The organism is Shewanella halotolerans (genome assembly GCF_019457535.1).
Lineage (GTDB): Bacteria > Pseudomonadota > Gammaproteobacteria > Enterobacterales > Shewanellaceae > Shewanella > Shewanella halotolerans.
In genome coordinates, this window is sequence record NZ_CP080417.1 from 377958 (window position 1) to 390830 (window position 12873).

The window sequence follows — 12873 nt, forward strand, 5'->3', positions numbered from 1 at the left end:
CGTGTTAAGCCGTGGGCCTAAGGTGAGGGATTGATTGCAGAGTTGTGTGACGGAGCGGGGAATGAAGCGGCTTAAAGCAAAACGGGCTCACCATCGCTGGCGAGCCCGTTCAATACAGCTGACTAAGACAGTCTTAGTTCATGCCATACTTCTTTAATTTCTTACGCAGAGTACCACGGTTGATGCCTAGCATGTTGGCCGCGCGAGTCTGGTTACCACGAGTGTGTTGCATGATGATATCTAGTAGAGGTGCTTCAACTTCACATAACACCATTTCATAAACTTCTTCGGCTTCCTGGCCGTCCATTTGAGCGAAAAAGTTAGTTACTGCGCGCTTCACTGCGTCACGAAGTAACTGAGGCTTGATAGTGCCGTTAGCGGTTTCGATTTTGCCTACGGTAAGCTGATGAGCTTCTGGTTGAGTTGTCTGATCAAACATTCGTATTCTGCTCTTTATTAATTCTTTACTAATTCATCAAAATAACGCTCCAACATGGAACGTTGTTCTTCAACAGTTTCCAGCCGATTGAAGTCGGCTCTGAAAGATCTCTGCGCTTCTTGGTCCAGATACCATCCAACATGCTTTCTGGCGATACGTAACCCTTTGTATTCGCCATATAATGCATATAAATTCTTGAGGTGTTCCAGCATCACTTGACGCTTTTCGTCCACTTCAATGGGCGCTAGCTTATTACCTGTTTCCAAGTAATGTTGGATCTCTCTGAATAGCCAAGGCCGTCCTTGAGCGCCTCTTCCTATCATCACGGCATCTGCGCCCGTGTAGTCCAGCACGTAACGTGCCTTCTCCGGGGTACAGATATCGCCATTTGCGACAACTGGAATAGAGACATTCTGTTTAATCGCACGAATCGTGTCGTACTCGGCGTCGCCTTTGTACATGCATTGTCGCGTACGGCCATGGACCGCGAGCGAGGCAATGCCACAATCTTGCGCAATTTGAGCTATGTGAACGCCATTTCGGTGTTCGGGTGCCCATCCGGTGCGAATCTTCAGGGTGACAGGTACATCCACAGCGGCAACGACAGCCTGTAAAATTGCTTTTACCAGCTCTGGTTGCTGCAGTAGGGCCGAACCTGCCAACTTCTTATTCACTTTTTTTGCAGGACACCCCATGTTGATATCGATGATCTGTGCGCCCTGTTGTACGTTAACAAGGGCGGCATGGGCCATCATATCGGGGTCGGCACCTGCAATTTGTACTGAGCGAATCCCATCTTCACCAGCGTGTGCCATGCGCTGTCGGCTCTTGTCCGTGTCCCAGACCTCGGGATTGGACGAAAGCATCTCTGATACGGCCAGGGCGGCACCGTAGCGTAAACAGAGATTTCGGAAGGGTTGGTCGGTGACTCCTGCCATAGGAGCCACGATCAGCTGATTCTTCAGTTGATAGGGTCCAATCTGCATTAATCATCACACCTTGCGCTTCAAAGGGGCGCTATAGTACGCCTTTTTCAAGCCTGTGAAAAGGTCAATAAATGACCTGAGAGCAACTTTTTTGCTTGACTTTTGCGAGGTGAGAAGTCTGTGGCGGCCTTGCGGCCGCTGGCTTTTACCCCTATTTGCGTCTGCCTGTCAAGCGGCTCCAATCCTCTTTGTGAACTGGTGCGTCCATGTCAAACCACTGGGCATAATGCTGGCTGATCTCGTCGGCCTGTTCCTTTAGTAAGCCAGAGAGTGCCAGCAGGCCACCGGGCTGAACTTTCTCGGCGATCAGCGGTGCCAGTTCGCGTAGCGGTCCGGCAAGAATGTTGGCCACCAGAACCTCTGCCTTAAGATCGGCAGGCTGGTCCTCTGGCAGATAGAGGTCGAGCTTGTCGGCCACCTGGTTGCGCTCGGCGTTGGCCTTAGAGGCCTCGATCGCTTGGTAGTCGATGTCGATACCTGTGACCTTGGCGGCGCCTAACTTGAGCGCGGCGACCGCGAGAATGCCTGAGCCGCAGCCAAAATCGATCGCTTCTTTACCTTGTAAATCCAGGCCGTCTAACCATTCCAGGCACAGGGCGGTAGTAGGGTGGGTGCCGGTGCCGAACGCCAGGCCGGGATCCAGCATGACGTTGACTGCTTCTGGGTCGGGCACTTCGCGCCAGCTTGGGCAGATCCACAGGCGACGACCAAATTGGATCGGGTGGAAGTTGTCCATCCACTCTCTTTCCCAGTCCTTGTCTTCGACCTGCTCAATCTTATGGCTAAAGTCGGCGCCTAAATAAGGTTGCAACTTGAGCATCTCTACCACGGGCGCCAGATCATAGTCGGCCTCGAACAGGGCGGTGATTACTGTGTGGCTCCAGAGCGGGGTCTCACCCAGGTTAGGCTCGTAGATTGGGGTGTCTTTACCATCTTCATAGGTGATCGACAGCGAACCCAGCTCCATCAGCATGTCGCTGAGTTGCTCGGCGTGTTGGTTATCTGTGTCTATCTTTAACTGGATCCAGGCCATGGGATCTTCTCTCTAAGGTCAATATAAGGTCAATAATGGCCCTATTGTAAACCAAGCCTAAGGCAAAGGCCGAGGAATCTGTGCCGAAACTGAGATTTGTGGGATTTAGCATCTAAATTCAATCGGTTATTTTGACTTGCTTGTGACTGATTGTGTTGTTTGAAATAAGTGTTTAAATTACTGATTATTATTGGTTAATTGGTTTTACCTTTGTTTCGTTATGGGCGGATTGTTTGTGATCGACGTCAAATGTTCCACCTTAGCAGGGTGAGGTGTCTCACGCTTTTCAGCTGTTCGTATAGGCAGCTAAAAACTTGTTGGTATGGTGTAGATCCCGACACTAGGCGCAGAAAGATCATGAAGGTTAACAGCTTGCAGTACCAACACACACATTACGCTGCTTTGGGTAGTCCCTGGTCAGCAAAGGCTGACAGAATACAGAGTGCCACCGGCATCTTATTGGGATGTTTTTTGCTGGCGCATCTGCACTTCGAGTCGAGCATTCTCTTCGGTAAAGAGACCTTCTATCACGTGGTGCAGTTCCTCGAAGGCGGCATGTTCAGCAGCACGGGCCATGGCATGCCGATAGTGACCAAGGTGTTCTCTATTTTTATCATGCTGGTTGTGATGCTGCATGCGGCGGTGGCGCTGCGTCGCTTCCCGGCCCAGCTGGGGCAATGGCGCGCGCTGCGTAATCACATGCAGGGGATCAAGCATAAAGACAGCCACGCCTGGTTCTGGCAGCTGGTAACAGGTTTCATCCTGTTTTTCCTGGCGCCGGTACACATCTTTACCATGATAACCAACCCGGAGATCGGCCCCCATCTATCGGCCGAGCGTGTCTATCACGCCAACGCCTGGTTGCTCTACGCTCTGTTGCTGCCCGCCGTGGTGGTGCACGCCATGATAGGTCTCTACCGTGTGGCGGTGAAGTGGGGACTAATCTGTCACCGTAAGGGGCTGAGAAAGGCGATCAAGGTGTTGATCATCTATCTGATGACCCTGGGCATCTTGAGCCTCATCTCGTACATCATGATAGGCCGATCACTCGTCTTGCCAATTACGCCATTTGTGCCATAACTGTGTAGGCGCGGGGTAGATTAGCAAATTATAAAATATCGGATTGTGTTTTGATCTATCTCACGGTTTCAGTAGGGTTTGTGAGCGACATTAAGGCTAGCTGTTTTTAAATCTGTTTGTCTCGCACTTTTCCCACTTTTCACAGGAGTGCCTATGTCGCTGGCGAAAAAAAATAATAATGTAAGCGGTTGGCTCGATATGAGCCAGAGTGTCTCTGGTGTCATCTTGGCGTTGTTCCTCTGGACACATCTGGTGTTGGTTTCCTCAATCCTGTTGGGGGCCGATGCCATGACATTTGTGGCGCGCACCATGGAGCTGAGTTTCCTCAGCGCCGATGGTCATGGTTATCCCTGGGTGGTGTCGGGTATCGCCATCATAGTGGCGCTACTGGCGTTGATCCATGTGTTGGTTGCCGTGCATAAGATGCCGCTGAATCTGCAACAGCAGCGGGCGCTGCGTCAGCAGATGAGCGTGATCCACCATGACGACACCAAGCTGTGGGTATGGCAGGCGATCACCGGCGTGGGGATCTTTCTGCTGCTGCCTGTGCATCTTTGGTTGATTGGCAGCGCGCCGGAAACCATAGGCCCTGTGGGCAGCGCAGACCGTATCTGGAACCAAGGGGTCTGGATGGTCTATCTGCCGCTGCTTCTGTGTGTAGAACTGCATGCCGCTATCGGCATCTATCGCGTGGCCATCAAGTGGGGCGCCAAGCGCGCCATCGACGCCCGCGCCCGAATTAAAAAAATAAAAACCATAGTGAGTGTGGTGTTTGTGGTGATAGGTCTGGCCTCTCTGCTTGCCTTCCTGCCCTACGCCAGCTAACCCATTAGACGCTAATTTGATCTCTTATCCCTCGTAAGGAGCAAGTGTGAAACTGATATATACCGATTCTTTAGTCGTGGGCGCCGGACTGGCGGGACTAAGGGTCGCCATCGCCTCGAAGGAACGCGGCCTGGATACCCTGGTGCTGTCACTGATCCCCGCCAAGCGTTCCCATTCAGCTGCTGCCCAGGGCGGCATGCAGGCCAGCCTGGGAAATACCGTTAAGGGCATGGGAGACGATGAAGACGTACATTTCCAAGATACGGTAAAGGGATCGGACTGGGGCTGTGATCAGGAAGTGGCGCGCATGTTTGCTCATTGTGCCCCGAAGGCGGTGCGTGAGCTGGCGAACTGGGGCGTGCCTTGGACGCGGGTCACCAAGGGGCCTCGCCAGGTGGTGGTGAATGCCGAGAAGGTCACCATCGAAGAGGCCGAGGAGGCCCATGGCCTGATCAACGCCCGCGACTTTGGCGGCACCAAGAAGTGGCGCACCTGCTATACCGCAGACGGCACCGGCCACTCACTGCTCTATGCCGTAGACAACAAGGCGATCTCTCTGGATATTCCGGTACACGAAAGGGTGGAGGCGCTGGCGCTGATCCACGATGGCAAGCGTTGCCATGGGGTGGTGGCCAGATGTCTGATCACGGGTGAGCTGCGCGCCTATGTGGCCAAGTCCACCACTATCGCCACCGGCGGCTATGGCCGTATCTATGAGGTCTCCACCAATGCGATCATCTGCGAGGGGATAGGCCAAGCGTTGGCGCTGGAAACCGGCGTGGCGACCCTGGGTAACATGGAGGCGGTGCAGTTCCACCCGACGGCCATCGTGCCTGTGGGGATTCTGACTACCGAAGGCTGCCGCGGTGATGGCGGCCTGCTCAGAGACAAAGATGGCCACCGTTTCATGCCCGACTATGAACCGGAGAAGAAGGAGCTGGCCTCGCGGGACGTAGTATCGCGCCGCATGACTGAACATATGCGTAAAGGTAAGGGGGTTGATAGCCCCTATGGTCCACACCTATGGCTCGATATCACCCTGCTTGGCCGCAAACACGTGGAGACCAACCTGCGCGAAGTCAAAGAGATCTGTGAGAACTTCCTCGGCATAGATCCCGCCGAAGATTGGATTCCTGTGCGTCCGACCCAGCACTACTCCATGGGCGGCATACGCACCGACGCCAAGGGGCAGAGTCCACAGCTAAAGGGTCTGTTCAGTGTGGGTGAGGCGGCTTGTTGGGACATGCATGGCTTTAACCGCCTGGGGGGCAACTCGCTGGCAGAGACAGTGGTGGGCGGCATGATCATCGGCAAGTATGTGGCCGACTTCTGCGAAGAGAACACCCTGGAAATCGACACCTCGCTGGCCGAGCGCTTCGTGGCTCAGGTACGAGATGAGATAGATGGCTTGGTGGAGGGGCAGGGCAGTGAGTCTGCCTATGAGCTTAAGCGCGAGATGCAGCGCATCATGATGGACTATGTGGGCATCTTCCGTAATGGCCCAGAGCTGACCAAGGCGGTCGAGGAGTTAGAGGCTCTGCTGATCCGCTCGCGTAACTTGGGCCTCAAGTGCAAGAAGCGCCATGCCAACCCAGAGCTGGTGGAGGCATTGAGAGTCAAGCGCATGCTTAAGGTGGCGTTAACGGTTGCCTGCGGCGCCGAGGCGCGCACCGAGAGCCGCGGTGCCCACGCCCGTGAAGATTATCCACAGCGTAACGATAAAGAGTGGCTCAACCGCACGCTCTCCTCTTGGCCGAGCAGTGACGCCACCCGTCCTCAGCTGGATTACGAACAGCTGGATGTGATGAAGATGGAGCTGCCACCCGGCTATCGTGGCTATGGCATCAACAACGCCATCGCCCATCCGGACACAGAGAAGCGTGAGAAACAGATCGTCGAGATCTTGAGTAACCTGGGCGAAGATGCCGATCGCCATGAGCGCCAGCACGCGCTGATGCCGTTCGAGGTGCCGGAATCCCTTAGAGAGAAGAATGAGCGTTTGCATGATAAGCCGCTCGGAAACAGACAGCAGCTTGGAGAAGAAAGCAAATGAGTCAGGGTCGTACATTAACCTTTAATATCTTCCGTTATGATCCTCAGATGCCGGACGATAAGCCCAAGATGGTCAAGTATCAGCTGGAAGAGGCGCCAGGTATGACGGTGTTTATCGCGCTGAATATGCTGCGTGAGCAGCAGGATCCGTCACTGCAGTTCGATTTTGTCTGCCGCGCCGGGATCTGCGGTAGCTGCGCCATGGTGATCAACGGTTATCCCACCTTGGCCTGTCGTACCCTGACCAGCAAGTATCCTAAGGGGGAGATCACCCTGATGCCGCTGCCGGGTTTCGAGCTGATCGGCGACCTGTCAGTCAACACGGGTAAGTTTATGCGCGAGCTGGCAGAGCGTCTCAAACTGTGGCTGCATCCGAGAAACGACGAGGCGGACATTCACCGCATCGAGGCCCCCATGGATCCCGAGGAGGCCGCCAGGCTCTACGAGCTGGAGCGCTGCGTCGAATGTGGTGTGTGTGTCTCGGCCTGTGCCACTAAGCAGATGCGCGACACCTTCGTCGGCGCCGTCGGCATGATGAAGATCGCCCGCTTCGAGCTCGACAGCCGAGATGCCCGTAGCGTGGAAGACTTCTATCACGTGATAGGCAATCAGGATGGGGTATTCGGTTGCATGACCCTGCTGGGCTGTCAGGACAACTGTCCTAAAGACCTGCCGCATATGCAGCAGATCGCCTATCTCAGACGTAAGATGGCGACCGCCTTGGTATAAGCCCTAAGTTGTTTGTGCACACCTTTGAAAGCCTGCTCGAGCAGGCTTTTTTATTGGCACCAAATCCACCACTTGGCTTACTTTTATCAAAAATATTTTGATAAAAGTAAGCTTTTTAGCCAGTCTATGCTTAATAGAAGTTTACTTAGGGAGAGTGCCGAACGCGGCGGGGAAACAGGCGATGCAGGTTAATGATCTATTGTTATTTGTGCGGGTGGCCGATTGCGGCAGCCTGAGCGGTGCGGCGGTGGAGCTGGAGATCTCCGCGGCGGTGGCCAGCGCCAGCCTGAAGCGGCTGGAGAAGGAGCTGGATACCGTGCTCTTCATCCGCAGCACCCGCAGCCTGAGGCTGACCGACGCCGGCGAGCGTTACCTCAGCTATTGTCGCCGGGCATTGGAGGACTTGCGTCTCGGCGAACAGGCGCTGGCCTGCGCCAAGTCGCAGATAGCCGGCAAGCTGAGTGTGGCCCTGCCGTCCGATGCCGGGCGCAACTATATTCTGCCCTGGCTGGATCATCTGATGGACGAATATCCCAGGTTACAGTTGAGGCTGCATCTCGCCGACAGCCTGACCAACTTCTATCACGACAAGATAGATGTGGCTCTGCGTAGCGGTACCCCAAAGGATTCCAGCCTGGTGGCCTTTAAGATCTGCTCGGCCCAGCGCATCCTGTGCGCCTCGCCCGAGTATATAGCTGCCCATGGTCGCCCCGAGACCCTGAGCGATCTGGAGAAGCATAACTGCTTGTTCTTCATGTTAGATGAGAAGACCCACGACCAATGGTGTTTCTATCGAGATGGTCAGAGTCACAGGGTGAGGGTGTCGGGCAATCGCACCTGTAACGACGCCGAAGTCGCCCGCAAATGGGCACTTGCGGGGAAGGGGATCGTCTATAAGTCATCTTTGGATCTGGCGGACGACCTGGCCAGTGGCGCCTTGGTGCCGCTGCTGACCCAGTACAGCGGCGAGAGCGCCGATCTCTATCTTGTGTGTCCCGGGCGGCAACATGTGACGCCTCTGGTGCTGACCCTGAGGGAGCATCTGCGCCAGCGCTGCCAGCAGCGCGCCAAGCGCCTCGCCACGGCTTTTACTCAGCAGGCATAAAAAAAGCCGCATCTTTGCGGCTTTTTATCGATAACGTTTTAAGACTAATATTGGGACTTAATTTAGGACTTAGCGCGTTTCATCGCGGTGAAGAACTCTTCGTTGGTCTTGGTCATGGCCAGCTTGTCGATGAGGAACTCCATGCCGCTGACTTCGTCCATAGGATTGAGGATCTTACGCAGGATCCACATCTTCTGTAGCTCGTCCGGTGTGGTCAGCTTCTCTTCGCGACGGGTACCCGAGCGGTTGAAGTCGATAGCTGGGAAGACACGCTTCTCGGCGGCCTTACGAGACAGGTGAAGTTCCTGGTTACCCGTACCCTTAAATTCTTCGTAGATCACTTCATCCATCTTAGAGCCTGTATCGACCAGCGCGGTGGCGATAATGGTCAGGCTGCCGCCATGTTCGATGTTACGAGCGGCGCCGAAGAAGCGCTTAGGACGGTGCAATGCGTTGGCGTCCACACCACCGGTAAGTACCTTACCTGATGAAGGGATCACTGTGTTGTAGGCGCGTGCCAGACGGGTGATAGAGTCGAGCAGGATCACTACGTCTTTCTTATGTTCAACCAGACGCTTAGCCTTCTCGATAACCATCTCGGCTACCTGTACGTGACGGCTGGCTGGCTCGTCGAAGGTAGAGGCGACCACTTCACCCTTCACCAGGCGTTGCATCTCGGTTACTTCTTCTGGACGTTCGTCTATCAGCAGTACCATGAGCACAACTTCTGGGTTGTTGTAGGTGATGCTCTGGGCGATGTTTTGCAGCAGCAAGGTTTTACCTGCCTTCGGCGGCGCCACGATCAGACCACGTTGGCCCTTACCGATTGGCGAGCAGAGGTCGAGAATACGGGCGGTAATATCTTCGGTTGAACCGTTACCACGTTCCATTCGGATACGTTCTTCTGCATGAAGTGGGGTTAAGTTTTCGAAGAGGATCTTGCTGCGGGAGTTTTCGGGTTTGTCGAAGTTGACTTCACTGACTTTCAGTAGCGCGAAATAACGTTCACCTTCTTTCGGGGGGCGGATTTTACCAAAAATGGTATCACCGGTGCGCATGTTAAAGCGGCGAATTTGACTCGGTGAAACATAGATATCGTCTGGACCTGCCAGGTAAGAACCGTCTGCGCTACGAAGGAAACCAAAACCATCTTGCAGGATTTCGAGTACCCCGCCACCGAAAATATCTTCACCGCTTTTGGCGTGGGCTTTAAGGATTGCGAAAATAATGTCCTGCTTGCGGGCTCGGGCCATGTTCTCGATTTTCATATCCTGAGCCAAAATGACTAGGTCTGAAATCGACTTCTCTTTTAATTCTGATAAATTCATCGTGGTGGGTCTTGTATATTGCGAGACAAAGCTATTTTGGGACTAATAGCATAAAGTTGTTTGGATATTAATCGAAATAGCGAGGTGTGGTTAATGAGAAAGTTTCTGGTTATTAAAGTAGCACTATAGGAGCAGGGCGTCTAGAAATTTAGCGACCCTCGACACAATTACTTGACCAAGCTGTGTCGAGAATCACTTTCTATGACAAAAATGTCATAGGGATCGAAGCATTATAGTTGTGCGTCGATGAACTCTTTAAGTTGAGTCTTAGAAAGGGCGCCTACTTTAGTGTCGGCTAGCTCACCATTCTTGAAGATAAGCAGTGTTGGAATGCCACGTACGCCATACTTAGCCGGAGAGGCGTTGTTTTGATCTACGTTTAGCTTAGCGATAGTTACCTTGCCGGCATATTCGTCTGCAACGTCATCCAGGATTGGGGCGATCATTTTACAAGGGCCGCACCATTCTGCCCAGAAATCAACGAGGACTGGCAGATCTGATTTTAAAACGTCGTTTTCAAAGCTGTCGTCGCTTAGGGTAATAATTTTATCGCTCATGATGTTCTCCAGTTAGGGTGCCATTGCTGGTTTGTTAATGGCTTAAGCTGTATATTGGGTCTGAAATTCGCTTTTCAAGAGTTATTCGCGGCTTTCAACGGTCTTTTTTTATTAGCCGTTATTTCAAACGATCGAGTTCCTTATTGCAACCCTAACTGGTATGCTTGCGCTATGAGCGAAACACATTTAACGAATCAAAAGTTTGCCGACTTTTCTCTACATCCAGAGATACAACAGGCATTAGTCGAAAGCGGCTTTGAATATTGCACACCTATCCAGGCATTATCATTACCGATTTTACTCCAGCATAAAGATATCGCAGGCCAAGCACAGACGGGTACAGGTAAAACCCTGGCTTTTCTGGTCGCAACCTTCAATCATCTGCTAACCACCCCCATTCCCGACGGACGTCAACTCAATCAGCCCAGAGCCATAGTGATGGCACCGACCCGCGAACTGGCTATTCAGATCGCCAAGGATGCTGAGCTGTTGGCAAAACATACCGGCCTCAAGGTCGGTATTGTCTACGGCGGCGAGAGCTATGAAGTACAACGCAAGGTGTTGGACAAGGGCGTCGATATCCTGATTGGTACCACTGGCCGCATCATAGATTATGTGCGTCAGGGGGTGATCAACCTCAGCACCATACAGGCGGTAGTGTTGGACGAAGCCGACCGCATGTTCGATCTCGGTTTCATCAAAGATATTCGCTTCCTCTTTAGACGTATGCCAGACGCCAACGAGCGTTTGAATATGCTGTTCTCGGCGACCCTGTCGATGAAGGTGCAGGAGCTGGCCTACGATCATATGAATGATCCTGAGAAGGTCGAGATCGCGCCAAGTGAGAAGACGTCTAAAAACATCACCGAGGAGATCTTCTATCCTTCACAGGAAGAGAAGATGCGCTTGCTGCTTACTCTGATTGAGGAAGATTGGCCAGAAAAAGCTATCGTGTTCTCTAACACTAAGCACAGCTGCGAAAACCTTTGGGCTCACCTGGAGGGTGATGGTCACCGAGTTGGCCTGCTCACCGGCGATGTGCCGCAGAAGAAACGTATCCGTATTCTCGAGCAGTTTACCGAGGGTCAGCTGGATATTTTGGTCGCGACAGACGTGGCCGCGCGCGGTCTGCATATCTCAGACGTGTCTCACGTGTATAACTATGATCTGCCCGATGACTGTGAAGATTATGTCCACCGTATCGGTCGTACCGGACGTGCGGGTCAGAAAGGGGTCTCTATCAGTTTCGCTTGTGAAGAGTACGCCCTGAACCTGCCGGCTATTGAGAATTATATTCAACATAGCATTCCTGTGACTAACTACGACAGCGAAGCGTTGCTCGATGATATTCCGCCACCAGTGCGCATTCATCGCAAGCATTCGCCACGTCCTGCAGGCCGTTCGGGTGGTAGTAAGCCACAGGGTGGTCGTCCAGGTGCACGTCCAAGACGCCACGACAGGACCCGTAGACACAGTTAATGAAGCACTCTGGCGTCAGTCCCTTGTATGCGGCCATTACCTTAGGCTCGAATAGTTTCAATATGCTGGTGGCGCAAACCCGCGCCGGCAAGCCGACCGTAGTGGCCAAGTATAAGCGCAAGGTACGCCTTGCCGAGGGGATAGGCATTGATGGTGTGCTCTGCCCCGAGGTGTTCGAGCGCGGCCTGGATTGTCTGCAGATGTTCTCGCAGATGCTGGACCGCGAAGGGGTGAGTCGTGACAACATCGCCGTCATCGCCACGGCGACCCTGCGTAGTATCGGCAACGCAGATGCATTCTGCGAGGCTGCCTTACCTATCCTGGGACAACCCATAGAGATCATCTCTGGCCTGCGTGAGGCGGAGCTTATCTATCAGGGCATGGTCGCCACCACTCAAGGTGAGGGGCGACGCCTGGTGATCGATATCGGCGGCGCAAGTACCGAGTTCATCATAGGTGATGGCAATAAGGTGCTGCTTAAGACCAGCCTTCCCATGGGCTGTGTCACCTTCAAGGATAAATTCTTCAACAGCTTCCCATTTCAGCAACTGGATTTCGATGCGGCCCAGAGCCAGGTCGAGACCGCCCTGGGTGACTATCGCAGACAGCTGACCGATTATGGCTGGCACTGTGTGGTCGGCGCCTCGGGGACTGTGCAGTCCGTGGTGGAGCTACTCAACGATCGCGGCGTCTCCGCGACCATTACCCCGGCAGTGCTAGCCGATCTCAGGGGGGAGGTGCTGGCACAGACAGATGTGAGCCTGCGAGACATTCGCGGCCTGCATAGTGAGCGCGCGCCCACCTTCGCCGCAGGCTTAGCCATCTTATCTGCCCTGTTCAATCTGCTCGACATTCAGTCCCTCAATCTCTCCGGCGGCGCCCTGAGAGAAGGCGTGCTGCATCAACTTGCGCAGCGAGTCTTGGCCGCCTAGTTCTGCCTTTTATTGGCGATTGCCAACATTTAGATGCCCCCTTCAAGTTCGTAATTTCTCCCTTCTTACTAAACAATATCTAAATTATTTGAATAATTTCATTTGCTTATCTGCTTGACCTGCCTTTTCTCTTCTCCGCTTCTCTACATGAAGATCTTTTGTATATTGAAGATTGTATAAAATATGTCTTTTGTGTTATGTTTTTGTTGCGTTCAGGGGCAGTACCCATAAAACACCACATTCATCGCCCTGAACGTCAGCAAAATAATAAAGAGAAGGGAGATAAAACTTATGTCAGGAAGTAACGCTACTAGGCGTTTTGTCCCGA

At 53.3% G+C, this 12873-nt stretch carries 12 protein-coding genes; 7 read left to right on the forward strand and 5 right to left on the reverse strand.

Annotated elements, in window-relative coordinates; genetic code table 11:
• Positions 1-133: 133 nt before the first annotated feature.
• The 3 genes from fis to prmA all read right to left on the reverse strand — a co-directional run bounded on the left by fis (position 134) and on the right by prmA (position 2458).
• Positions 134-439 (reverse strand): DNA-binding transcriptional regulator Fis, encoded by a 306-nt coding sequence (gene fis / locus K0H81_RS01720; protein WP_011864135.1) that lies wholly within the window; start codon positions 437-439, stop codon positions 134-136.
• Positions 440-456: 17 nt separating this feature from the next.
• Positions 457-1425: a tRNA dihydrouridine synthase DusB gene (dusB, locus tag K0H81_RS01725; RefSeq protein WP_144200097.1), complete on the reverse strand. Its 969-nt coding sequence runs from the start codon at positions 1423-1425 to the stop codon at positions 457-459.
• 151 nt (positions 1426-1576) lie between these two features.
• Positions 1577-2458, reverse strand: coding sequence for a 50S ribosomal protein L11 methyltransferase (gene prmA / locus K0H81_RS01730; protein WP_144200095.1), 882 nt, complete (start codon positions 2456-2458; stop codon positions 1577-1579).
• Positions 2459-2815: 357 nt separating this feature from the next.
• Here prmA and K0H81_RS01735 point away from each other — a divergent pair, with 357 nt between their 5' ends.
• The 5 genes from K0H81_RS01735 to K0H81_RS01755 all read left to right on the forward strand — a co-directional run bounded on the left by K0H81_RS01735 (position 2816) and on the right by K0H81_RS01755 (position 8249).
• The gene (locus K0H81_RS01735) at positions 2816-3538 is read left to right on the forward strand and encodes a fumarate reductase cytochrome b subunit (protein ID WP_220059669.1); all 723 of its coding nucleotides are present in this window, start codon (positions 2816-2818) and stop codon (positions 3536-3538) included.
• Between the two features lie 153 nt (positions 3539-3691).
• Entirely contained in the window at positions 3692-4363 is a 672-nt protein-coding gene (locus K0H81_RS01740; RefSeq protein WP_144200093.1) for a fumarate reductase cytochrome b subunit, read from the forward strand.
• A 46-nt stretch (positions 4364-4409) separates the two neighbouring features.
• Positions 4410-6416, forward strand: a complete 2007-nt coding sequence (locus K0H81_RS01745) for a fumarate reductase flavoprotein subunit (protein ID WP_144200091.1) — start codon at positions 4410-4412, stop codon at positions 6414-6416.
• Positions 6413-7144 carry a fumarate reductase iron-sulfur subunit gene (locus tag K0H81_RS01750; RefSeq protein ID WP_220059670.1) on the forward strand — a complete coding sequence of 244 codons (732 nt, stop codon included), beginning with the start codon at positions 6413-6415 and terminating at the stop codon, positions 7142-7144. Before K0H81_RS01745 ends, K0H81_RS01750 begins: the two co-directional genes overlap by 4 nt.
• A gap of 181 nt (positions 7145-7325) precedes the next feature.
• Positions 7326-8249 carry a LysR family transcriptional regulator gene (locus K0H81_RS01755; protein ID WP_220059671.1) on the forward strand — a complete coding sequence of 308 codons (924 nt, stop codon included), beginning with the start codon at positions 7326-7328 and terminating at the stop codon, positions 8247-8249.
• Between the two features lie 62 nt (positions 8250-8311).
• Here the strand turns inward: K0H81_RS01755 and rho are convergent, their stop codons facing one another.
• Positions 8312-9577 carry a transcription termination factor Rho gene (rho, locus tag K0H81_RS01760; RefSeq protein ID WP_011864143.1) on the reverse strand — a complete coding sequence of 422 codons (1266 nt, stop codon included), beginning with the start codon at positions 9575-9577 and terminating at the stop codon, positions 8312-8314.
• A 230-nt stretch (positions 9578-9807) separates the two neighbouring features.
• A complete protein-coding gene (gene trxA, locus K0H81_RS01765) occupies positions 9808-10134 on the reverse strand; it encodes a thioredoxin TrxA (protein WP_088903634.1) in 327 nt (108 codons plus the stop codon).
• A 171-nt stretch (positions 10135-10305) separates the two neighbouring features.
• On the opposite strand from trxA, the gene rhlB reads away from it, so the two are divergent.
• Both rhlB and K0H81_RS01775 read left to right on the forward strand, forming a co-directional pair.
• Complete coding sequence (gene rhlB, locus K0H81_RS01770; protein WP_144200086.1) at positions 10306-11613, forward strand: ATP-dependent RNA helicase RhlB; 1308 nt, start codon at positions 10306-10308, stop codon at positions 11611-11613.
• On the forward strand, positions 11613-12545 hold the full coding sequence (locus tag K0H81_RS01775) for a Ppx/GppA phosphatase family protein (RefSeq protein WP_220059672.1): 933 nt from the start codon (positions 11613-11615) through the stop codon (positions 12543-12545). The genes rhlB and K0H81_RS01775 overlap by 1 nt, the downstream gene beginning before the upstream one ends.
• The last annotated feature ends 328 nt before the right edge of the window (positions 12546-12873 follow it).